The sequence below is a fragment of the Parapedobacter tibetensis genome, assembly GCF_024704835.1.
In the GTDB taxonomy this organism is placed as follows: domain Bacteria; phylum Bacteroidota; class Bacteroidia; order Sphingobacteriales; family Sphingobacteriaceae; genus Parapedobacter; species Parapedobacter tibetensis.
The window spans coordinates 377,334-401,052 of record NZ_JAMXBE010000002.1; the positions used below are offsets into that span (position 1 = coordinate 377,334).

14 protein-coding genes are annotated in these 23,719 nt (G+C 47.1%); 10 read left to right on the forward strand and 4 right to left on the reverse strand.

Translation table 11 applies throughout. The annotated features are described in order from the left end of the window. Positions 1 to 4: 4 nt before the first annotated feature. The 3 genes from NF543_RS04140 to NF543_RS04150 all read right to left on the reverse strand — a co-directional run bounded on the left by NF543_RS04140 (position 5) and on the right by NF543_RS04150 (position 5,379). Positions 5 to 3,391: a SusC/RagA family TonB-linked outer membrane protein gene (locus NF543_RS04140; protein WP_257666843.1), complete on the reverse strand. Its 3,387-nt coding sequence runs from the start codon at positions 3,389 to 3,391 to the stop codon at positions 5 to 7. A gap of 167 nt (positions 3,392 to 3,558) precedes the next feature. Beyond that, a complete protein-coding gene (locus NF543_RS04145; protein WP_257666844.1) occupies positions 3,559 to 4,677 on the reverse strand; it encodes a FecR family protein in 1,119 nt (372 codons plus the stop codon). 78 nt (positions 4,678 to 4,755) lie between these two features. Further along, positions 4,756 to 5,379 carry an RNA polymerase sigma factor gene (locus tag NF543_RS04150; RefSeq protein ID WP_257666845.1) on the reverse strand — a complete coding sequence of 208 codons (624 nt, stop codon included), beginning with the start codon at positions 5,377 to 5,379 and terminating at the stop codon, positions 4,756 to 4,758. A gap of 458 nt (positions 5,380 to 5,837) precedes the next feature. Here NF543_RS04150 and NF543_RS04155 point away from each other — a divergent pair, with 458 nt between their 5' ends. Both NF543_RS04155 and NF543_RS04160 read left to right on the forward strand, forming a co-directional pair. Further along, entirely contained in the window at positions 5,838 to 6,929 is a 1,092-nt protein-coding gene (locus NF543_RS04155) for a 3-oxoacyl-ACP synthase III family protein (RefSeq protein ID WP_257666846.1), read from the forward strand. A 92-nt stretch (positions 6,930 to 7,021) separates the two neighbouring features. Next, on the forward strand, positions 7,022 to 8,056 hold the full coding sequence (locus NF543_RS04160; RefSeq protein WP_257666847.1) for a LacI family DNA-binding transcriptional regulator: 1,035 nt from the start codon (positions 7,022 to 7,024) through the stop codon (positions 8,054 to 8,056). Here NF543_RS04160 and NF543_RS04165 read toward each other — a convergent pair. Further along, positions 8,001 to 9,059 (reverse strand): LacI family DNA-binding transcriptional regulator, encoded by a 1,059-nt coding sequence (locus NF543_RS04165; RefSeq protein WP_257666848.1) that lies wholly within the window; start codon positions 9,057 to 9,059, stop codon positions 8,001 to 8,003. The genes NF543_RS04160 and NF543_RS04165 overlap by 56 nt on opposite strands. 497 nt (positions 9,060 to 9,556) lie before the next feature. On the opposite strand from NF543_RS04165, the gene NF543_RS04170 reads away from it, so the two are divergent. The 8 genes from NF543_RS04170 to iolC all read left to right on the forward strand — a co-directional run bounded on the left by NF543_RS04170 (position 9,557) and on the right by iolC (position 23,666). Further along, on the forward strand, positions 9,557 to 10,390 hold the full coding sequence (locus tag NF543_RS04170) for a glycerophosphodiester phosphodiesterase family protein (protein ID WP_257666849.1): 834 nt from the start codon (positions 9,557 to 9,559) through the stop codon (positions 10,388 to 10,390). Between the two features lie 42 nt (positions 10,391 to 10,432). Further along, a complete protein-coding gene (locus NF543_RS04175) occupies positions 10,433 to 13,666 on the forward strand; it encodes a TonB-dependent receptor (RefSeq protein WP_257666850.1) in 3,234 nt (1,077 codons plus the stop codon). Between the two features lie 420 nt (positions 13,667 to 14,086). Continuing rightward, positions 14,087 to 17,212 carry a SusC/RagA family TonB-linked outer membrane protein gene (locus tag NF543_RS04180; protein ID WP_257666851.1) on the forward strand — a complete coding sequence of 1,042 codons (3,126 nt, stop codon included), beginning with the start codon at positions 14,087 to 14,089 and terminating at the stop codon, positions 17,210 to 17,212. A gap of 12 nt (positions 17,213 to 17,224) precedes the next feature. Further along, positions 17,225 to 18,814: a RagB/SusD family nutrient uptake outer membrane protein gene (locus NF543_RS04185; RefSeq protein WP_257666852.1), complete on the forward strand. Its 1,590-nt coding sequence runs from the start codon at positions 17,225 to 17,227 to the stop codon at positions 18,812 to 18,814. Between the two features lie 58 nt (positions 18,815 to 18,872). Beyond that, entirely contained in the window at positions 18,873 to 20,660 is a 1,788-nt protein-coding gene (locus NF543_RS04190) for a hypothetical protein (protein ID WP_257666853.1), read from the forward strand. Between the two features lie 130 nt (positions 20,661 to 20,790). Then, a complete protein-coding gene (locus NF543_RS04195; RefSeq protein ID WP_257666854.1) occupies positions 20,791 to 21,741 on the forward strand; it encodes a class II fructose-bisphosphate aldolase in 951 nt (316 codons plus the stop codon). A gap of 27 nt (positions 21,742 to 21,768) precedes the next feature. Then, entirely contained in the window at positions 21,769 to 22,647 is an 879-nt protein-coding gene (gene iolB, locus NF543_RS04200; protein WP_257666855.1) for a 5-deoxy-glucuronate isomerase, read from the forward strand. Continuing rightward, positions 22,647 to 23,666, forward strand: a complete 1,020-nt coding sequence (iolC, locus tag NF543_RS04205; RefSeq protein WP_257666856.1) for a 5-dehydro-2-deoxygluconokinase — start codon at positions 22,647 to 22,649, stop codon at positions 23,664 to 23,666. Before iolB ends, iolC begins: the two co-directional genes overlap by 1 nt. Positions 23,667 to 23,719: the final 53 nt, after the last annotated feature.

The following is a 23,719-nucleotide window of genomic DNA, read 5'->3' on the forward strand; positions in this document are numbered from 1 at the left end:
TTGTTTAAAATGAAAGGTTGAGACCAACATTATATAATTTCTGGACGAGGTAGGTTGATGAGCCAAAACTACTCATTACCGCTTCCGGGTCGGCATTCTTGATGTTGGTCAGTGTGAAAAGATTGGTGCCTGAAAGATAAATCCTCAATCCGTTTATTTTTGCTTTTTGCAGGATGTGGCTCGGTACATGGTATGCGATTTCCACATTTTTCAACCGCAAGTAAGAGGCATCCCTCACCCAGTAGTTGGATATTTGCTGGTTGTTGGTGTTCTCTTTGAACAGACGTGGATAACTGGCACTTGGATTGTCCGGTGTCCAGCGGTCGAGGTGGTCAGTTGTGGGTACACTGTTACCGGCAAAGGCCCACTGGCTGATGCCGCCCATGTATTTTTCGATACCTCCGGCGCCCTGCAATAAGGCGTTGAGTTCAAAATTCTTGTAGTTGAGGCCAAGGTTTAACCCATAAATGAAGGTTGGGTAGTTGCCTTTGCCGATGAGCACACGATCGTCTGCTGTGATTTCCCCATCACCATTGATATCCACATAACGGATATCACCCGGGGCCACATTGTTGAGCAGCGGAGTAGGGCCTGCGTCAATTTCTTCCTGGCTTTGGTACAAGCCATCGGCCACATAGCCTATTGATGGGATGTTGATTTGTCCCACGCGCACAGGCTGGCCAATGTTGCTCTGATAGGCCAGGGTTGCTGCTGGCTCGGGCATGTAGATTACTTTGTTTTTGTTGTAGGTAAAGTTTGGCCGGATGCTATATTGTACGTTGCCTACGGTATTTTGATGGGTGAGAGCGAGCTCGAAACCTTGATTGTCCACAATGGACAAGTTCTCACTGGGCAAGGTGCCACCAATGGTAGCCGGTATGGAAAAGCTGCGGCTCGCAAGAATATCGCGGGTTCTTTTATAGAAATAATCGGCCTCCAAACCCAGGAGATTATCAAAAAATTGAGCTTCTAGACCAATATTCGTCAATGATGCTTTTTCCCAAGTAAAGGTGGTATTGGGAATAACACCTGGAACCAAGGCCTGCTGGTATTCTTCACCAAAGATGTAGTAGCTATTCAAGCCAGTACCCAAGGTATAATTATTTAGGTAGTCAAAGCGGCGCCCTACCCGATCATTGCCCATTTGCCCCCATGATCCACGGATTTTGAGGAAATCAATATGGCTATGGTCTTTTAAGAAATGCTCTTCGCTGAGCACCCATGCACCTGAGAGCGAAGGGAAGAAACCAAAACGCCCACCATCGGGGAAGACATCGGAGCCATCATATCTGAAACTAAAATCAAACAGGTATTTTTGGCGGAAGTTGTATCCAAATTGGCCAACCATACTCTGCCGGGCATCTTCAAAGGCACCACCCGAGGCCACGGCAGTCGTGGGATCTCCGGCAAAAAGCTGGTCAATCTGTGCCGAAGGGAAATTACTCCTGCCTCCGCGGAAATTATTCCCGGTGTTGCGGGTTTGAGTATAAAGTACCAATCCATTTACCTGATGGTTGCCAAAAGAACGATTGTACCGGAGGGAGGCCTCAGCCAACACGGTTTGCCCCTGCCTGAACGTCTCCGTCAACCAGGCCTTATTTTGTCCGGTTACCCTGGAAGAGTAGGTGCCATCCTCGTTCCGGATATAAGACGTATAGGGTTTGGCAAAATATTTGATATAGGTCGTATACTTATTGTATGAAAATGTTCCTTTGGCTGATAAGCCGGGCGCGAACGGGAAATCATACACGATGGTTCCAATGGATTCGATGCTGTTGAGGTCGGTATTGTTATATCCCCCCTCACGGGTAATGAGGTAAGGGCTTCCATTAACCAATGTGGTGAAGCCCGAAGGGATGGTGACGTAGTTGTAATACCCGTTGCTGAAACGGCTGGGAATAAGGGGGGAAATCTGACGGTAATAACCGCTGATGTTCGATCCGGCTATTTGATCCTTTGTCTTTTCGATACGCCCATTAAGATTTAGCGAAACCCGTAAATTGGAAGTGATATCTGCGTCGAGATTGGTGCGTAGTGAATATTCTTTATAACCATTGGATGGAAATTGGCCCTGCTGGTCGAGGTATCCACCCGAGATGAAATACCTAGAGCGGTCGGAGCCACCATTCACCGAGAGGTTGTGTCGTTGCTGGTAGGTAATCGTTTTGTTCAATTCCTCGTACCAGTCGGTATTGGCATATCGATCGGGGTTGGAGCCGGTGCGGATTATCTCCAATTGCTCCGCAGTATAGCCCCGGCCCTGCGTAGGGTCAAAACGTGCTTCGTTTTGATATAGCTCATTTTCCAGTGTGGCATAGGTATAGCTATCCACCAAATCGGTCAATAAGGTAGGTTGTAGCAAACTGCTGTTGTGGCTGTATTGGAGTGATGTTTTACCTTGTTGACCCCTTTTGGTGGTAATGAGGATAACTCCATTGGCTGCCCGAGCACCATAAACGGCTGCGGTGGCCGCATCTTTCAATACCGAAATATTGGCAATATCATTGGGATTGAGGTGTGGTAGCCGTGCACTTTCAATTCGTTCGCCAGAGCCGGTATTCACGCCGGGTTCAACGGGAATGCCATCGACCACGACTAACGGAGAAGAATTACCAGTGGTGCTTACTCCCCGGATATAAAGCTGTGAATCGTCACGGCCAGGCTGGCCTGAACCCTGCACAGCCATTAGTCCCGGCAACCTTCCCACTAGTGCATTACTGACATTGGCGGTGGGGCTTTGCAATACTTCCTTGCTGGAAATGGTAGATACCGAGCCGGTGATATGCTGTTTCTTTTGTGCGGAGTAACCCAATACAATCACTTCATCGAGTGTACCACTGGCGGCTTTCAACGATACACGTATGGAGTTGCTGGCATCCGGAACTATTTCCACAGGTTCGTACCCCATGTAATGGAAAGTCAAAACGGGGTCGGTCTGTTCATCGATGGTTAGGCCAAAATGTCCATTTTCATCCGTTGCTGTACTATAACGGTTATTGCCTTTTAACATGACCGTGACCCCTGGCAGTGGATGGCCGGCTTCATCGGTCACATAGCCACTGATGCGACGCTGATTAACGACGGTTCCCAAAGGCCTAAGTGTGATGGTTTCGTGGTCAATCAACTCATACTCATAGCCTGTGCCATCAAGGATTTGGTTTAGGACTTCAGCAACGGGTTTGTTGTTGACAGCAATACTTATTTTCTTCTGAAAAGGCCTGTCGTTGCTCCGATAAACAAATTTGTATGTGGTTTTTTGTTCAATGGCTTCCATCACTTTTGCAATGGAAGTATGTTGAAAATGCAGGTTTACCTTGGCGCTTTGGCTGTAAACGGAGGCTGTAGTAGTATAGCATCCAATGAGAAGTAAAGCGCATGATAGCTTTATCATTAAGAAGTGTTTGGTTAATGACCTAAGGTCAAGTTTTTGGAAATTTAATTGCATATTTACAAATGAATTTAAGACTGATGAAAGCAGCACCAACGCCAATTGAACACTGCTTTTGTTAACTAATTCAAGTATGATGGGGTTTCTCTTTGAGAAATCCCATCTTTCGTTTAATAGATAATGATACTTGTTCCCTCCTTCCTGAAGTTAAACTGACTGAGACGTTGCAAAGTTGTTAGAATACGCTCAATGGGCACTTCCCCGAATGAGCCTACAAAGCGCTCATCTTTGAGTGCGGGTCTTTCAAACGTTATGGTTACGTCGTACCAACGTTCCAGTATCAACGCAATCTCTTCAAATGTTTCGTCGTGGAAAATCAAGCGGTTCCTTGTCCATTCAGCCTCAGCGGGCAAGGAGCTGGTTGCAACCGGTACAACTGATGTAAGCTCGGGTACGATCAGTGGAGGCGCTTCTTCAGCAGCTGTATAAGCTTGGTTAGGGAATATCAATTTTTGATTGGGCTTGAGTTCAATCCATTTGGTACGGTTGGTTTTGTCATCGACGTTGCCCTGGTGGTGGTTGACCGCCACCGAACCTTTCAATAAAACCGTCTCTGTCGTGAAATCGTTAGGATAGTCTTTTACATTAAAAACTGTTCCGGTGACTTTTACCGTGATATGCGGTGTGTTTACAAGGAAAGGTCTTGTAGGTTGGTGAGCCACTTCAAAAAAAGCTTCACCCGATAGCTGGATGCTTCGCGTCTTTTGGTTGAAATCCGATGCCACGATGAGGGTGCTACGTGCATTCAGCATCACTTTTGAACCATCTGGAAGCTGAATGTGTTTTCTCTCCCCGACTCCAGTGCTATATTGTTCCGTTTCTACAACAGATAAACTCGAATGCGGGTTATCCGATTGTGTTTCGTTTTTCCAAAATAACCATAAGGGCAATCCTATACTGCATAGTAAGGTGGCGGCAATAATATATTGAACAAGCTTCTTGGTTTTGATCGGTTTCAACGGAGGACGGATGGTGCCTTTCTGGTCGCTACTGTGTTGGTTTAATACTTGTTTGAATTTGGTGAAATCTGCCCGGAAATCAACGTCTGTATGGTCGCCATTTAAGGCAAAATACAATTTCTTGGCTCGATCTACCACTGGTTTTTTTTCGGGGTGCATGGCCACCCATTCTTGCCAGAAACGAACGGCATCAGGATTGTTTCCTAAACAATATTGGCAGAATGTTTCATCCGCAACAAACTGTTCTACATCATATGTTAAATAATCCATTTTGACCTAATGATTTCAGCTTAGATGCAGTTGATTTGGATATTTACTATGGAATTATAGAAAAAAAATTGATTTTTTCTATCGGTTTAGGAATAATGGGGTAAAAATGATGGCTAATAAGCTTAATAGATCTTCCAAGGGGAAATCTTTTTGGCTTCTTAGGTCCTGACGGATTGTTTTTAATGCATCTTGAATGATATTATAAGCCGTTCGTTTGGTAATATGGCATTTTTCAGACAATTCATCATAGCTTAAATCGTCATAGAAGCGTAGCTTCAATAATTCTTGCTGTCGAGCGCTTAATTTTGATATGGTTTTTTGTAGAAGACCTGATTGGAGCTTGAAATGCTGTTGTTTAGTGAGGTTTTCCTCGGGCGAGGCTTCTAATTGTCCAATATTTTCCTGATAGCGTCCTTCACGTTCCTCCCTTGATTTTTCCGAACGGAAGTGCTGTAAGATAATGTGTTTAAACATGGTGAAAACATAAGAACGCGGATACTGCACGCTGGGAAGCGAACTGCGTTTATCCCACAGGTGGATGAAGGTCTCCGTGATGCAATCCGTTACAAACCCACGATCTTTACTGAATTGCACGCCATAATTTATCAACCCGACATAATACTGGTTATATAGTTGCATCAGCGCATCCTGTTCGCCTGCTTGCAGTGCTGCCCAAATATCCCTACCTTGCTTAGGTTCCATTTTCAAAGCCCAAAGATACAAATAAATAGCTAAGCGACTCACAAAGGGGTATATAAGGCAGGGCAACCGCATCTAAAAAAGCACAAAGGTGTCATTGCGAGCAAGCGGGCCGTTCTTCCCCGCACTCCGCTTCGCGGTCGGCTCGCACAGCTCAACACAGCCTTCCCGAAGCAAGTTCGGGACAGGCAGCAATGACGAAAAAAGTTAAAAGCGAAATCCCTGTATATAAGGGTGCACGACACGGTAATCCACGTGAACATTTATTTTGAAGTTTTGTTATTTCGTTAAGAAAGCTATATTGCGGCATGAAACCGACATGATTAACCGAAATCATAAAAGTCATGAAAATGATTCATTTCCAATCATGTGCGGTTCCATTAGGCCGATAAGAAACAAACTGCGAAGCATTCATTGATGCCTTTAAAAAGATAAAATGTAATATCAATAACTATTTACGAATGAATCAGCAAACATATTCCGTCATTGTAGCCAGTGGCAGTTATATACCCACGCGACGTATATTGAATGAGGACTTTCTGAAGCATCACTTTTATGATAAGGATGGTGTCAGGTTACAAAAAATGAATGAAGAGATTATCAGGCAGTTCGGGCAAATCACGGGCATAAAAGAACGTAGGTATGTGACGGACGATCTTGTGGCTTCCGATATTGCTTTTTTTGCCGCAAAGGACGCCTTGGAATCTGCTGAAATCGATGGTGAAACATTGGATTATATTATTGTAGCGCACAATTTTGGCGACATCAGTGAAGAAAACCGACGGAGCGAATTTGTGCCTGCCCTTGCTTCAAGGGTAAAGCACCACCTGGGGATCGATAATCCGAACGTGATTACTTATGATTTGCCCTTTGGCTGTGCAGGATGGTTACAGGGGGTTATCCAGGCTGATTATTTTATCCGTTCGGGTGTTGCCAAACGCATCATGGTCGTGGGCACCGAAACATTGTCGCGTATCTGTGATCCACATGATCGCGATAGCATGATCTATGCCGATGGGGCTGGAGCGGTCATTGTAGAAGCCGTTAAAAGTAATGAGCCTGTAGGTATATTGGCGCATAGCGTAAGGTCGTATGCCGGAGAGCTTGCCTACCTGCTACGCATGGAAAAGTCCTATAATCCCGATTATCAGAACGACACATTATTCCTTAAGATGAATGGCAGAAAATTGTATGAAAATGCCCTGAAATTCGTTCCATTGGTCATCAAGGAGAGCCTCGACAAGGCCGGATTGACTATAATGGATATTGAAAAGGTATTGATACACCAGGCCAACGAAAAAATGGATGAAGCCATCCTGAGGAATTTGTTTGAACTGTATGGTCTTAACGAATCTCCCAAAAATATTATGCCCATGACCATATCATGGTTAGGTAATAGTTCCGTAGCTACATTACCCACTTTATATGACCTGATGCGCAAAGACCGTTTTGAACACCAGACGCTACAAGCGGGAAAGGATATTGTATTTGCATCCGTAGGTGCAGGGGTTAATATCAATGCGGTAGCGTATAGAATACCGATGATTATGTAGGTAATAGCTTTTTTGCCTTTTCGCCTGGTTTAGATGGCAAATTTGCTTTTTTGGATAAAATAGTGTTGTTTTGAGCCAAATGCGCTTACCGTATGACACCGAAGAAGCCAAAATCCGAAAATAGCATTGTGGATATCGCCAAGGCATTGGGTGTATCCCCCGCCACGGTATCCAGGGCGCTCAATGACCATTCGCGCATCAGTGAAGCCACCCGCAATCGGGTGAAGGCAATGGCAGAGGAAATGGGTTACCGCCACAATAACATGGCTTCTTCATTACGAAATCGACGGTCGAACATCATTGGACTGATCGTGCCCCGGATATCCATGTATTTCCATGCGTTTTTCATCACGTCCTTGCAGCGGCAGCTGCAAGCAGCGGGATACAACCTCATGATTTGTCAATCCAATGATTCTGTTGCGTTGGAAAAGGAGCTGGCCAACACGCTCTATTCCGCTCGGGTAGACGCCTTGGTGGTATCACTTGCACTTTATACGGAAGATATTGCCCATTTTGAAGGGTTTTTGAAACAAGGGATACCACTGGTGTTTTATGATCGCGTACCTACGGTAGAAGCCAATGCTTACATCATCCAAGGAGACGATTACCGAGGAGGACTGCTGGCCGGAAATCATTTGGTGCAGGCAGGAAGCCAACGGGTGGCCTATATTTGCGGCCCATTATCATGTAGCATTTACCAAGAACGTACACGTGGTTTCGTTGATGCGATGGCGAAGAATGGCCTGCAATTGCGGGAGGACTGGGTGTGGCACCATGAGTTGACCGAGGAAAATGCATGGAACAGCTTGCGGACGTTGTTTGGCGGCAACACCGTGCCGGATGGCCTGTTTGCGGCAAATGACACCACAGCCATCGCCGCTGTGGAATTTGCGAGGGAACGCGGAATTCGGATTCCTGAAGATTTGAAAATCATCGGCTATTCCAACGACCCCAGGGCGTCCATCATTACACCACCCATCACTTCCATAGAACAATATCCTAATGAGATGGCCGATAAAGTGGCCGAAACACTGATTAATGCGCTGCAACACCGTGCGAGCACTTCAACCGTTATAGGTGAACCCGTGGTATGTCCAGTGGATTTGGTGAGGCGGATGACGACCTGATAACGAGCTCCGGTTTCAATACCTCGTATCGATACCCTTCTGCTTGTTCGCTGTTGCTGAAATGATCAAGGAGGATTTTTGCGGAGAGCATGCCCACCTCATACACGGGTTGCCATACCGAGGAAAGGGAAGGATTGAAGAAACAGGAATAGGATTCATCATCAAAACCTACCATGGAAATATCCTGAGGAATTCGTAACCCTCTTTCTCTAATAATATGCATGGCCCCGATAGCCACGGCATCATTTACGGAGAAAATGCCATCTAGTGTCTCATTTTGGTCTAGAAGCTGTGTTAGTGCGTCGATGCCGCATTCGGAAGAAAACCCGCTGCTGTATACAATGAGCGAATCATTGATGGATAGGCCATTATCTTGCAGTGCATCCAAGTACCCGTCCAAACGTTGTTTGAACGTAGGGATGGCGATGGGGCCGGCAATGTGGGCAACGTGTCTGCAACCAGCCTTAACCAAATAGTCTACAGCCTGATATGCACCATGATAGCTGTCCACCAATACTTTGTCTGCCTGGAAACCAGGGCAGTCGCGATCAAAAATGACCAAAGGGATACCAGCGCTTTTGAGCTTTTCGAAGTGGTCAAATGTTTTCGTATTGAACGTTGGGGAAATCAAGAATCCATCTACACGGAGCAATGTCATCTCATGTATAAGTTTTTTTTCCTCTTCAAACGACTCGTTGGATTGGCAAATAAGTAATTTATATCCGGCGGAAGCCACCATATCCTGTACCCCATTAATAATCGTGGCGAAGAAATAACCGGTGATTTCAGGTACGACAATACCTATGATTCCAGTCTTTTTGTTCAATAGGCTCAAGGCGAGCAGGTTGGGTTGGTAGTTAAATTTCTTGGCCAATTCATGTACATTACGTTTGGTTTCGGCACTGATGGAAGGGTGGTCATGGAGTGCTCGGGATACCGTGGAGGGCGACACATTGAGCGCCTTGGCAATGTCGATGATGGTGGTTGGTTTATGCTTTTGCATGATTGTTTATAATTGGAGCGTGCCGATTGCTAAGGTTGCCAGCTAAACGTAACCATCCCAGCTGTTTAGTTCAATGTGATGGCTACATTTCTGTAGGTATGTGCCCGATATCAACCTGTCTAAGTTCGCAAAGTTCTATCAGATAACCAAATACTATAAACTAGTGGAATGTAAAGCCCTTTTACGCAAACCTTTGCATTAGCTATTTCCCCTGGCCTCTTGCTTAATCCCTCAAATTATCCGTGCTTTGTTAAGACTGTTATAAACGTGTAAACCAATAAATAAAGCTTGTAAAGCAGGGCATAAACGAGGAATCGCTACGTGTTCAGTGCATGAATTTACTTACAGAGATTGTTTTCTTAACACTATGCTAACCTTTGTACAATGTTGTCTTTTTAACATTGCGCTATGAAGATTGTATCAAGCAATAGCCAAAATGTCCACATAAGAGACCGTTGGTAAGTAAACAAGTACAGCAAGCAGTAAAAGCCTGACTAATGAAGTATCCCATTACCCTCGTATGTGCTTTCCTCTCCGCGTTAATCATCGGATGTGGAAGCCAAAACAAAAAGGATAACCAAAAGTTACCCAGAAAACCACAGGAACATCCCATAGCGATGGTTGTGCACCGAGGGGCTAATCATTTAGCTCCCGAAAACACGTATCCGGCTGCACAGAAATGCATTGAAATGGGGTTGGATTATGTAGAGATTGATGTGCGGCAAAGTAAAGACAGTGTATTTTATATCATCCATGACGCCACGGTAGACCGTACCACGGATGGAACGGGCAAGATCGCGGACCTGACCTCCCATGAAATAGACGAACTGGATGCCGGTGGTTGGTTTGACGAGGCATTCCAGGGTGAAAAGATACCCCAATTGGTGGCATACCTCGATTGGATTAAGGGAAAGGCGAAGGTATACCTGGATGTGAAGGCTGCCGATTTGGGCAAACTGGTGACGATGATACAGGAAAAGCAAATGAATGATGATGTGTTCTTTTGGTTTGGAGATACCTTGATGACCAACGAATTTCGGGAAATTAGTCCTGATCTACCGCTGAAGATCAATGCAGATAATACGGAGCAAGCACAGGAAGCCATCCGTAAATACCAACCGCAAATCATCGAGATGCGTGCTTCTCCGGCAATGGATGAATTGATCGATTGGTGCCAACAACGGGGAATCAAAGCGATGGTATATGTGCCCGATACGGCTGATTACCGGAAGGTTATCCATTCCAAAGCGGATATGGTAAACCTGGATGACCCTGTCTTATACCTGCAGCTGTTGGGTGAAGGCAGCCCACAGAATACATCGTCACGATAGCACAAACTATCCGTATCATGACATTTAATTAAAACGAACATCATGAAGTACATCGCAACACTTTTAGGCCTCCTGGCCACATTGTACGTCCCCAAATTGTATGCACAGGGAACTGATGCAAGCATTGAGGTAACCGTGGCTGACCAAGCCAATTCGTCGCTCGCTGCGGCCACAGTCTCCTTGGTCAACAAATCAACGGGATTCAAATCCGCCGGAGCAACAGGCCTGGAGGGACGTTATCGGTTTAACCAATTGCCTTTGGGAGGACCCTATGAAATTACTGTGCAGCTGCTTGGATATGAATCGAAAACAACGGTAGTGGGAATGCTCAACCAAGGCAGCTACCTGCGGGTCAATATCCAATTGGCAGAAGAAGGGCAAGTGCTGGAAACGGTGGATGTGACCTATGATAATTTTAAAAGCCGCGACCGCCGTTTGGGGCAAGCTACCGCGGTCAATGCGCAGGAAATACAACGTTTGCCCAGTACCAACCGTAATTATACCGATTTGACCCAATTATCGCCCATGGTAGGTAGCGGACTCAATATCGGGGGTATCAGCAGCCGTAACGATGCACTTACGCTTGATGGTGTGACGGCTCGGGAAGTGGCTTTTGGTGGGCCTGCCGAGATGCCTTATACCCTATCCATGGAAGCGTTGAGGGAATTTGAAATCGTGACCAATTCTTACGATGTAACAGAGGGCCGATCGCTTGGCGGCGGTATCAAAGCAGTCACCAAATCAGGCACCAATGAGTTCCATGGGAGCGTATTCAATTTCTTCTGGGACGATCGGCTGGCTGCCCGGACAGATCTGATGGGCCGCAGTGTGATCAATGACACCAAGCAGCAACGGGGTTTTACATTGGGCGGGCCTATCGTGCGTGATAAACTGCATTTTTTTGTGGCATATGACGGCGAACGTTTGGAACAGGCTTATGACATGTGGTCTAAAAGCACCCGCCCAGGAATCGTACAGAGCAATGAGGGACACCTTGCTACCCAGGAAAATCTCGACCGGGCGGTAAGTATCCTGCAGGCAAAATATGAACTTGCTGACGGCCCCCAATATGGATTCTTTTCCCGAAAAAACAAATTGGATACTTATTTTGCCAAGGTCGACTGGCAGATAAACGATGACCATAAGCTCACCGCTCGCTATAATCAGTCGGACTATATCCGCCCAAACAACACCAACAGCGACATCGGCCGTTATGGCTTGCATGGAGCGGGGTATGACTTTTTGGTCAAAGAGAAAAACGCTTTGCTGTCATTGCGGTCGCAGCTCCGGAGCAACCTATCCAATGAGTTGAAGGTAGGTTACTATTTCAATACCCGTCAGAATTCCATTAACACGGCTGAGCATCCACAACTGTGGATGACCATGGAATCGGAGATCGATGGGGAAATTTACAACGCCACATTGGTAGGGCGGTACAATAGATGGACACCCGAGGTGCAGGAAAGCAGCATCTACTCCATCATCAACGATGTATATTGGACCAAAGGCAAGTATGATTTTACATTTGGTACGCAAAACACATTCACCAAAACCGGGGGTATCTATACCCACGATATGCACGGGCGCTTTGATTTCAGTGGCATTGATGCACTTGATGCGCTGCAACCCAGCCGGTATAGGCGTAAATTTACCAACCCCGGGCAGGAGATGCGCGATCCATTGACGACCAATCTGGCCGAACTTTCCATTTATGGACAGGTAAGCACTTACCTATTGCCCACGTTGGAAGTCGCCGCCGGTTTACGGTATGATGTATCCATATTCTCCACGGCAGCTGATTACAATGAAACCCTGTTTACGGAACTGGGTTATCGTAATAACGTAAAACCTATTGATTTCAAAAACATTCAGCCGCGATTCAACTTCAATTGGGATATCAATGGCGACGGGCGCCACTTGGTAAATGGCGGCTTTGGTATCTTCGTTGGCCAAATGGTCAACCGACCCTACATCTATGCGTTGATTGACAATGGTATTCGTTTTACGGGAATAGATATCTCCGGTAGAGATGGCTATATTTTGGATCCCTCGACCGGCAATCCCCTGATTCGGGACGGTCAGCAGGTGCCAATGCCGGTTCCTGACTACGCCAGCTATAACAGGGACTATAACACCATTCCAGGTGCGGGATATACGAATAGTGAGCTGTTTGGTGGCGGGCAACAGGCCCAAGTCGTTCGGTTTGTTGATGAAGATCTGGTATTGCCCTCTTCCTTCAAGGCCAATCTCAGCTATCACCACTACCTTACGGATAAACTGCGGGTAGGGGTAACGGGTTATTATTTGAATACCCGCAATATGCTGGCTATGGATAATGCCAACTTAAGCAGGGAAGTGGCTTTTCAATTGGAAGGAGAAGGAGGCCGTGAAGTGTATGCCCCTATCGAAAACGTAGGAGCTTCTGGAGCCAGTTTCAATTCCGCTAAAATATCGCAGCAATTCTCCGAAGCATTGCGGTATACTAATGGGTATAAAAATCGCTCAATGGGCTTTATACTTGATGCTTCCCTTAGCCTACCTAAGGAAGGAAGTGTATCGGTAAGCTATACACGGGCACAAGCCAAGGGTGCCGAACGCTACCGCAATGAAGATGATCAGCGTTTTGTGGGGGCCTCTTACTTCGATGATTATGCTTTTATCAATAACGGCTACGCACCCAATGATTTCAGGCAGAAAATACTGGTTAACTTAACCAGTCCGAAGGTGGGTGGATTTACATTTGGTGCGTTTCTGAACATGGTGGAGGCGGGGCGTTTTTCAGCTATCATCAGTCCAATCGATGTGATGGGTACCAATATCCGGGAACTTAATGGCTATACGGCTTATATCTTTGATCCCAATGACCCGCAAACATTGACATACCAAGGGCAGCAATTTGTGGACGATCTTAACTACGTGTTGGAAAATGCGGGCCCCGCTGCGCAAAAATACCTGAAGGATAATATGGGCGAATATGCCCAGCCGAACGGTGGGCTGATGGGATGGCGAACTTCATTGAATGCACGGATTACCAATGAAATCAACATTTACAAAGACCACAAGCTCGTCATCAATATCGACGCTTTCAATGTGCTGAACCTGATTAACGCCGAATGGGGCGGTTATTGGAACTATCCATTCCAAGAATTGTATCGAGTAACTGGTTTTGACGCCGGACGAAGGAGCTATGAATATCAGGTAAACCGTAATTATGGCGAAAGAAGGCAGGAAGGAAACGGTTTCGTATTGATGTTTGGGGCAAAATATACCTTCTAGGTTGAAGCTAGGTTGAAGCGTTATATAATGGATCGCTATAAAACTGGCGTCGATGTCCAAACCATGGATATCGGCGCCAGTTTGTATTTATCTGGCGCTAAGGATCGGCGAAATTAGTGATATGCTTACGCGCAAACCTTTGCGCAATATATTTTGGTTTATGACCTAAATTGTTATTGATTTGTGATAACAATTATAAACAACAAAACTAGGTATAAAATATTTGCATACGTAACGTAATACGTCACGGGATAGTGGTCGGGAACTAGCAACCGCTGATTCATTCTTCGATAAAAGAATGTACTAACATGGCCAGATGGATAAAATCATACGGTGAATTATAAAAAATGTCTGTTTCACATTTTTAAGCCAACAAGCTATATAAATGCAACAATCAACATAATTAAAATAAGATGAGCTATGGGAAAAATTACTTCAAAAATTCTTGATCATTCCAATAATGGGAGTGCTTACTGGAAAATACCACGCCATTCCAGGTTGCTTTTTATCGTACTTATGAGTGCCTTTATGGTACAAAACGGATGGGGGCAATCAAACAATGTGGTAAGCGGTACCGTGTTGTCAGCCGGAACAAACGAACCGATCGCCGGAGTGACGATTGTCGAAAAAGGGACAACTAATAAGACGCAAACCAATGTCGAGGGGGCTTACAGCCTACTTATACAAGAAGCGAACGCGGTTCTTGTCTTTTCATTTGTTGGGTTTGAGACCCAAGAGATCCGGGTGAATGGTTCAAAGCAAGTCAATGTGTCGCTACAAGAAGCTTCAACTGAGCTGGATGAAATTGTGGTGATCGGCTATGGGCAAACTAAAAGAAGCGACCTCACTGGATCGGTGGCTTCCATGAATGCCGAGGCCATCCAGCAGACCAATAAGACCAATGCCTTTCAGGCCATGCAAGGTCAGGTTGCAGGGGTAAACATCCAAGTGGCTGACAATAAGCCAGGCTCTGGGTTTAATATCCGGATAAGGGGGGCTAACACCATTAATTCGGGCGAGACCATATCGAATGCCGGGTATAGTGCCGGCCAGAATCCCTTATTTGTGGTAGACGGCATATTTGTGAACGATATTTCTTTCTTGAATCCCTCGGATATCCAACGGATGGATATCTTGAAAGACGCTTCCGCAACCGCCATTTATGGCTCTAGGGGAACAAATGGTGTTGTCATCATTGAGACAAAACGGGGGAGTAAAGGGAGGACGGTTGTTTCTTATGAGAATTATTTTGGGGCGAAACAGGCCTATAACCTGCCGAGGATGCTGCAAGGTGAAGAGTTTGTGCAGTTCTTTAAGGATGCCGTCGTTGGCAACCAGTTCGCCTCTGGTAACCTGGCATATCGCCCGGAGGATGTCGTGCTGAGTGACTTTATGAGGCCGAATGAAATTGCCAACATCAACAGCGGCAATTACGTGAACTGGATCGACTTGGTTGATCGCAGTGGATTCCAAACCAACCACACCTTAAATGTCGGTGGTGGCGGAGAAAATGCCACATATGGTGTGGGTTTAGCATATACGAAAGATGAAGGAACATTTGATGGAGAGCGTTATGAGCGTTTTACCCTACGCGGCAATGTCAGCTCAAACCTCCTGCCCAAAGTAACCCTAGATTACAACAACTATATGTCGTTTTCCATCAGGAATGAAGGCAGTCTGGAGGGGCTCCGGAGCGCTTACCGGCTTCGTCCAACGGGCTCACCGTATGACGGAAACGGCGATCCCCTGTTTTTCCCGCTTGAAGGGGAAACCTTCATCACCAACCCCCTGTTTGAAGCAGACAACTGGACGTTGGAAAACCGGGCATTGAACTATATTGGCAATCTTTCCCTCGCTTACAACCCGATAAGGGGCCTTCGCCTGTCGACAAACTTTTCACCCAATATCGAGTTCAGGAGATTCGGCGAATACCGGGCAAGGTATAGTAAATCGACCAGTGGAAATATTGCCAATACGCGTGCCGATGTTGTCAATGGCAACCGCATTTCCTGGACATGGGATAACATCGCCAATTATGAGACAACTATCGACGAAGACCATTCCCTGAATGCCACGTTTGTGTATTCCTTGTTTTTCGATCGCGCAGAAAACTACCAGATGCAGCGCCGGAATTTCACGACGGACGAATATTTGTTTTACAACATCGGTGCGGGGTCTGTGTTCAATAGTGCCACCAGCGGCCTGGTGAAACAGACCTTGGAATCGTATACCGGGCGCTTGAATTATGGCTACAGAAACAAGTATTTACTGACGCTGACCGGCCGTTATGACGGATCATCTATCTTGGCTCCCGGCAACAAATGGGCTTTTTTCCCATCTGCGGCCTTTGCCTGGCGGGTGATTAACGAACCCTTCCTACAAAACCAGCGGGTGCTGAGCGATCTGAAACTCCGCTTGAGCTACGGCGAAACGGGAAATAACGGCACAGGTGGCGGACTGGCTCCTTTGGGTTCTTTATCATTGGTGGCCCCCGGATTCACCAATATTGGCGGAGAAGTTGTGCAAACGGCCTTTATCACGAACCTTCCCAACCCGGACTTGACTTGGGAAAAGACAAAAGAATGGAACCTTGGCTTGGACTTTGGCTGGTGGAGCAATCGGCTGACGGGTACCATTGATGTCTATAATAGAGATAATACCGGTATCATTTTTTATCGTCGTATTCCCGCCGCTACCGGTTATTTGGGCGTGTTCGAGAATATTGGCGAAGCACGGAATCGAGGGGTGGAAGTACTGTTGAATTCAACGAACATCAATATCGGGAACTTCAAATGGACAACTTCATTGAACTTTGCCGCCAATAGGAATAAAATCACTAGGTTAAATGGAGACGTGGACGACCTTATCTTTGGGGTGCAAGGCGGCACATTCATCCACCGCGTAGGTGAATCCATCGGCTCCATTTATACCTTCGCATTTGATGGTATCTGGCAACTCGACGAGGTGGAACAGGCCAGGAGTTATGGACAGCAACCTGGGCAAGTGAAAGTGAAAGACATTGATGGCAATGGGGTTATCAATGCAGATGATCGGGTCATTATCGGGAATAACATGCCGGATTGGACCGGAGGTATTACCAATACCTTTAATTATCGGAATTTCGATTTTTCATTCTTTGTATACGCAAGCCAAGGGGGGATTTCCCCAAGCTATTTCCATATCTCCCATTCAGGTGGTTTTGACGCCACACCGGCGAGGTTCAATAGCCTCAAGACCAATTATTGGACACCAGAAAACCCTTCTAATGAGTGGTATCAGCCAAGCAATAACGGGCCTTACACCGAACCGCTAACGTATCACGACGTATCCTATGTGAAAGTCGGGTACATCACACTGGGCTATAATTTTGGGCAAGACCTGCTCAATAAAACCAAGCTGAAAGGAGTCAGGCTATACCTGACGGCCCAGAATCCCTTCGTGTTTACCAATTACGACGGCTGGGATCCGGAAACAGCCGGAAGGAACAGTTACGGTTCCGCCCATTTAACAAGGATATGGATGGGTGGAGTAAATATTAACTTTTAAAATGCTGAAATCATGAAAAGATATATCGCAATATTATTTCTAGGAGTGCTATTATCGGGTTGTGAGGGTTTTCTTGATGAGTTAAACCGCACGGCATTGAGCGATGCCATCAGTTTCAATGATCCGGCATCATTTGACCAATTTGTGGCCAATGTGTATGATAAGATGCGTACCGCCACTACAAACTACGACTTGGACCACGTGGGTACCGATATCTTTACCAGAGGTTCGATTATTGCAGGAATTGATGAATTGAACGATTATGTCAATATGAGACCGTTCAACGGGGCTTTCGAAGCCAATTGGCAAAACTGGTATTTTGTGATTTCAGCTGCCAACACGGCGATTGACCGTGCAGAGGTGATCTCAGGACTTTCTCCAGATGTAAAAGACAAGGGGATTGGGGAGGTTAAGTTCCTCAGGGCCTATGCCTATTTCAACTTGGTCGAACAATTTGGTGGTGTACCGCTGGTGTTAAACGAAGTGCGGGCAGTCCAGACCCAATTCACCAGAGCAAGTGAGGAGGCAACATACAGCCAAATTTTGGCAGACTTAACTGCGGCGCTTTCTTCGGTGGATGAGACTCCTTCCGCTTTTGGCAGGGTTTCAAAAAGTGCGGTACGGCACCTGCAGGCCAAGGTGCTCTTGACCCGGGCCTATAAAGATTTCGGAACAGCCAATGATTTCACCGAGGCCGCAGCGTTGGCCGAACAAGTGATTAGCAGGCACCCGTTGGCCGATAATATCGCCTCGTTATTCTCACGCGGGAACCTGCGTGATGCAGAGGTGGTATTTTCTTTGTTGTACGGTACCAATCCGGTGTCGAGGGGAGTCGGCAATAACCGCCATCTGCTCTTCAAGTTTTCCTACGATGTCTATCCGGGGATGACCCGCTCTACCTTATATCATCGTGGACTCGGCCCCGCACCGACCCCGTTTTTCTTTTCCCTATTTGAAGCTGGTGATGAGCGCGAAGCAGCAACTATCAGAAGGCTGCTGATCGCCGAGGTAAATAGTGACGATGGGGTCATCAGAGCTGGCGATACCGCCATATTCTTCCCCAAGGAAGCCTGGCCTGCACAAACCATCAGCAGTAAGCCCTACGCTGTGGTAAACCCGGGCAATTATTTTATTCCCAACGGCACAACACAGGTACAATACCCCATGTTTCGTAAATTTGATGACCCGGGGGTACCGTATACCAATCCGGAAATTAATCCGGATGGCGAGCGCGATGCCGTGATTATGCGGGGAGGTGAGGCGCGTCTTATCGCGGCTGAGGCCTATCTGAATGCGGGGAACAGGGCAAAGGCAGCCGAGCATGTGAATGCATTGCGCGGACGGGCAGGGCTAACCCGGATGCTGGATGAAAGCGAGATTACCGTGGATGTCATCCTCGACGAGAGTGCCAAGGAATTGGCTGGAGAGGTGAGCCGGTGGATGGACTTGAAAAGGACGGGCAAACTGATTGAACGGGCATTGGCGCATAATCCTCATGTTGCGTTAAACCAAGCGTTGAGACAGTTTCATCTGTTACGGCCGATCCCCAACAATGAGGTAGACCTAAGCGGGGGAAGCATCGTCCAAAACCCGGATTATTGAGAAACAGGAACGGCAAATGGCTATGGTAATGGGTGCAGGCGAATAACGATTTTGTGTTATGAAGAAAATAGGTAGAAACACGTTCATCAGACAGTTAGGCCTAGGGGCGTCGTTAGGTTATGTAGCCTTGAACAGGCCGGCCTTCGCGGTAGAGAAGGTATTCAACCCGCTTTCCACCCACGGACAGCTGATGCAGCGTTTGGTCAAAGCGAACGATGAGCACGTGGGGCAGCTGCTCGAACTCGGAGACAAAGCGAACCGGCATGGGGGCAGGAGCCTAGGGTATAATTTCGCTAAAATGGCAGCGGCTTACTGCCATCCGGAGTCGGTATACCACCAGCGGCAAGACGTGGTCGATAAGCTGGAGGAAATAATCGCCCGGCTATTTGCAGTGTTGCGGCCCGATGGTACAATCAACGCGGGCAACCTGGAGTCGCCGCCAGATACGGCCTTCATCATGGAACCGCTTTGCTCAGGTGCCTACATCCTCAGCCAAAGTAAATCTGTAGCATTAGTAGGTGTGAAGGCTTCAATTAAGGAGTTTATACGTAACGTAGGAGAAGCGTTGCGGCTTGGAGGTGTTCATACACCGAACCATCGGTGGGAAATCTGTTCGGCACTGGCGTGGATAAATGCACTTTATCCAAACCAAGGTTTTGTGGACCGCATTGATGACTGGTTGGGGGAAGGTATTTTTATCGATGAGGATGGTCATTATCCTGAACGTAGCATGAACTACGCCGATGTGGAAAACCGGGCGTTCCTGACCATAGGGCGGTTACTTGGCCGGCCGGAATTGTATCAGCCGGTAATCCAAAATCTGGAAGCTACCTATTATTACATGGAGCCCAACGGAGACCTGGTTACCGTTGATTCCAGAAGGCAAGACCAGTATTCCTCCCGCAGCATCGTTATGCAGTACCTCCACTATCGGTATCTCGCTATCGTTCAACATCACAGTGTGTTTTCCGCTATTGCTGACCTGATAGAACAGCTGCCCGATTTTGAAGAACAGCTTGTCAATGAATCGTTGTTCCATTTTATGGCTAATCCCGCTTTAGCCAAAGAACTTCCCCCGCCCACATATCCGGACACCGTTTACGAAAAGGTGTTCGTCACGAGCAGTCTGGCGCGGATCAGGCGGAATGAGACAAGCGCCACCATTTTCGGCGGCGTAGACTGGCCGTTGATCATTGCTTCGGGGCGTTCCGTGAGCCCCAATTTTTTCATGTACCGAAAGGGTAAGGCCATCCTAAAACATATGCGTATGTCTTCGCGTTTCTTTAGTATGGGGCATTTCAGGAGCGAAGGGCTTAGGCTGGTTGACGGAAAATACGTACTTCACAAGAAACAGGAAGCTTACTATTTCCAGCCCCTGCCTGCGGATGAACGTAATCCGGAAGGCGACTATGCGCTGACGCCGAGTACTGACAACCGCTTCTGGAGCAAGATGGCATTCGATAAACGACCGGTAAGCAATGTGAAAACCTTGGAAAGCACCGTGCAGATTTTGGAAGAAGGTGGCAATGTTACGTTGGATATCACCGTGGAGGGGCAGGAACAAGTAGCAGTAACCATCGAATTGTGCTTTGAGAAATTTGGAAAATTAACAGGCGTGGAGAAGGTATATGGAAGCGAGCACGATTATTTCCTTAATGAAGGCTATGGACAATATGACCATGAGGGGGATCGGATTACCTTCGGGCCAGGAGAAAAGCAGCATGAGTGGATCCGTGGACTGGATGGCGAGCAATACGGTGTCCATTTCGGTGGGTTGCCGGCCGAAGGTCAACGCGTATTTATCACTGGATATACGCCATTCAGCTATTCGATTACGTTTTCATAGCAAAAACAATGAAGCGAGCCGGATTCAGGATTAAAACCACGCAAACCTTTGCATATAAATATAACGGTAGTCGCTTGTATTATTGCGCAAATTGTCGTTTTATTTGTAATACCGTTATAGACTGAGTCATATGCTTGTTAGTCCGAGGATTTTGTTCAACCATTGTTACGGCCAGTATGGCATCGCGGCCATCAACGTGTTCACGTTGGAGCAGGTACTGGGTGTATTCCGTGCGGCGAGTAATGCCAATGCACCGTTTATCATACAAACCACACCAGTGGCGCGCGACTATGCCACGCCTGAACTGCTCATTGGCATGATTCATACAGCCGCCACCTTATATCCCGATACGGTGTTTGCCATCCATTTGGACCACGGGGTCGAGGCGCACATCGGCCATGCCCTCGAAAGTGGACATTATACCTCGGTGATGATTGATGCCTCGCATGACCCCCTGCAGACCAATATCGACCGCACAAGACGTGTAGTGCAACAGGCCCATGAAAAGGGTATTTGGGTAGAAGCTGAATTGGGGGTGCTCAGCGGGGTGGAAGATGGATTGTCTGTAGAAGCGGAAATGGCCCGATATACACAACCAGCGGAAGCGGCTTTTTTTGTTAAAGAAACGCAGTGTGATAGCTTAGCCATTGCGATAGGGACAAGCCATGGGGCTTACAAATTCTCGGGCGGTAAAGGACTGCAATTTGATGCGCTCAAAAAAATTCAAACCGTATTGCCAGGTTACCCGTTGGTGTTGCATGGTGCGTCCGCTGTGGATCCGCTTGAAGTGGACCGGGTTGTCAAAGCAGGAGGGCAGATGGAGAAGGATGCGAAAGGTGTGTCTGATGACGAAGTCAGGCGAGCCATCCAGCTCGGGATATGTAAAATCAATATTGCCACGGATTTACGTGTGCTATGGGCTCGTGTACATCGTGAGTTTTTTCGTGATTATCCAAATCAATTTGATCCGATCGCACCGGGCAAAGTTTATATCAATGAATTGGAAAAACTATGCACACGGAAATTTGAAGCCTATGGAGCAGTCGGAAAGGCTGCGGAACTGATCCACGCTATCCATTGAAACAACGGAAATATAAAAATGCCTATCATGATAAACGATGAAAAATATCCTTTACTAGCGAAGTCAAATCCACATGCCACCACCTACCAACATGTAAGCAAGGAAGATGGTGGCTGGCAATACCTCAATTTTGCAGCGAGGACGATGAAGCGGGGCGAGGTTTGGGAAAGCCATACAGGTGATCATGAATACGCCATTATCCTGCTATCGGGCAACTATCGAGTGAACACAGACAAGGGCAGTTGGCAGACCATCAATGGCCGCAAAGATGTCTTTTCTGGAATTGCCCATTCCTTGTATTTGCCGCGCCATACCCATTTTGAGTTGGTGGCGGAGAGCGACGTTTTGGACATTGCTTACGGGTGGTGCGAGACCGACCAAGACTTTGCCCCTGTGTTCAAAACACCGGAGGAGGTGCAGATAGAGATTCGTGGGGGCGACAACGCTACCAGGCAAATCAACGATTTGTTGGGGCCAGGCTTCCCCTGCCATCGACTGGTGGCCGTGGAAGTATACACCCCATCGGGCAATTGGAGTTCATTCCCCGCCCATAAGCACGATGAACGCATCGTGGCTGAGAATGGCGAATTGGTAGAGGCCAGGCTGGAAGAAACCTATTTCTATAAAATCAGCAAACCCCATGGGTATGCCATACAACAGGTGTATACAAGTGATGGCAGCCTTAACGAAATAGCCGTGGCCCGCCATAATGATGTGGTGCTGGTGCCTAAAGGTTATCACCCTGTGGTAGCAGGGCATGGCTACGATGTGTATTACCTCAACTTCTTGACAGGTTCAGATCAATCGCTCGCCAATACCCCCGACCCAGACCATGCCTGGATATTTGGAACATGGAAAGGGACGGATGAACGGATTCCGATGGTTACGGCAAAAATGAATGGATGATGGAAGCTTCAGCAAAAAAATACGACGTAGTCACTGTTGGCCGTTCGTCAATAGACCTCTATTCACAGGATATTGGCGCCGATTTTGTGGACATCAAAGGGTTTGATGCGTTTGTGGGCGGCTCACCGCTCAACATCGCCACAGGCTGCAGCCGACTGGGACTCCGGGCTGCATTATTGACCGGTGTGGGAGATGATAAAGTGGGTGATTTCATCCTGAATTTCCTGACTAAGGAAAATGTGGAAACTGCTTTTATTCCCCGCATACCAAGTGCGAGGAGCAGTGCCGTGGTTTTGGGCATACAACCACCGGATACCTTTCCTTTGGTTTTTTACCGTAACAATGCGGCAGATTCCCAGATTACCATTGATCATGTGGATGCCATCGATATGGACAAGGTGAGGCTCATCGAGCTATCGGGCACCGCATTGAACATGGAGCCGAGCCGGAGTGCTGTATTCCATGCCGTAGAAAAAGCCAATGCACATGGGGTGACCACCTTGCTCGATATTGATTTCCGTGCAGACCAGTGGACCGATTTACGTTCGTTTGGCATCACCATACGGGCATTGTTGCCGCAGATTAAAATAGCCATTGGCACCGAAGAGGAAATATTGGCGGCAATGTTGCAAGATGCTTCCCAAGTGACCATTGAACAACAGCAAATTTCAGCACCAACCATAAAGGGCGACATCGATAAGGCCATCCAGCATATTTTATCGCTCGGTGTGGAGGTATTGGTGGTAAAGCGGGGAGCTACAGGTGCCACGGTATTTGATAACCGAGGCGAAAAAGAGGATGTGCCTGGATTTCCGGTCATCCCACTAAACATTCTCGGGGCAGGAGATGCGTTTGCTTCAGGATTTATCTATGGCTATTTAAATGGCTGGGATTTATACAAGTCGTGCCGGATGGGTAACGCAAGTGGAGCGCAGGTAGTGCTGCAACCGGGGTGTGCCAATTTTATGCCATCTTTGCAGGAATCTCTGACCTTTATTGAACAACATGGCGGGTTTTGAATTTATTAAAGAGGCTGTCCGAAAAGTGTTTCTATCTGTCAGGACACGCCGCA

Excerpts from the sequence above, each read along its gene's own strand:
- NF543_RS04140 (WP_257666843.1), bottom strand. The coding sequence starts at position 3,391 with ATGATAAAGCTATCATGCGCTTTACTTCTCATTGGATGCTATACTACT.
- NF543_RS04145 (WP_257666844.1), bottom strand. The coding sequence starts at position 4,677 with ATGGATTATTTAACATATGATGTAGAACAGTTTGTTGCGGATGAAACA.
- NF543_RS04150 (WP_257666845.1), bottom strand. The coding sequence starts at position 5,379 with ATGGAACCTAAGCAAGGTAGGGATATTTGGGCAGCACTGCAAGCAGGC.
- NF543_RS04155 (WP_257666846.1), top strand. The coding sequence starts at position 5,838 with ATGAATCAGCAAACATATTCCGTCATTGTAGCCAGTGGCAGTTATATA.
- NF543_RS04160 (WP_257666847.1), top strand. The coding sequence starts at position 7,022 with ATGACACCGAAGAAGCCAAAATCCGAAAATAGCATTGTGGATATCGCC.
- NF543_RS04165 (WP_257666848.1), bottom strand. The coding sequence starts at position 9,059 with ATGCAAAAGCATAAACCAACCACCATCATCGACATTGCCAAGGCGCTC.
- NF543_RS04170 (WP_257666849.1), top strand. The coding sequence starts at position 9,557 with ATGAAGTATCCCATTACCCTCGTATGTGCTTTCCTCTCCGCGTTAATC.
- NF543_RS04175 (WP_257666850.1), top strand. The coding sequence starts at position 10,433 with ATGAAGTACATCGCAACACTTTTAGGCCTCCTGGCCACATTGTACGTC.
- NF543_RS04180 (WP_257666851.1), top strand. The coding sequence starts at position 14,087 with ATGGGAAAAATTACTTCAAAAATTCTTGATCATTCCAATAATGGGAGT.
- NF543_RS04185 (WP_257666852.1), top strand. The coding sequence starts at position 17,225 with ATGAAAAGATATATCGCAATATTATTTCTAGGAGTGCTATTATCGGGT.
- NF543_RS04190 (WP_257666853.1), top strand. The coding sequence starts at position 18,873 with ATGAAGAAAATAGGTAGAAACACGTTCATCAGACAGTTAGGCCTAGGG.
- NF543_RS04195 (WP_257666854.1), top strand. The coding sequence starts at position 20,791 with ATGCTTGTTAGTCCGAGGATTTTGTTCAACCATTGTTACGGCCAGTAT.
- iolB (WP_257666855.1), top strand. The coding sequence starts at position 21,769 with ATGATAAACGATGAAAAATATCCTTTACTAGCGAAGTCAAATCCACAT.
- iolC (WP_257666856.1), top strand. The coding sequence starts at position 22,647 with ATGGAAGCTTCAGCAAAAAAATACGACGTAGTCACTGTTGGCCGTTCG.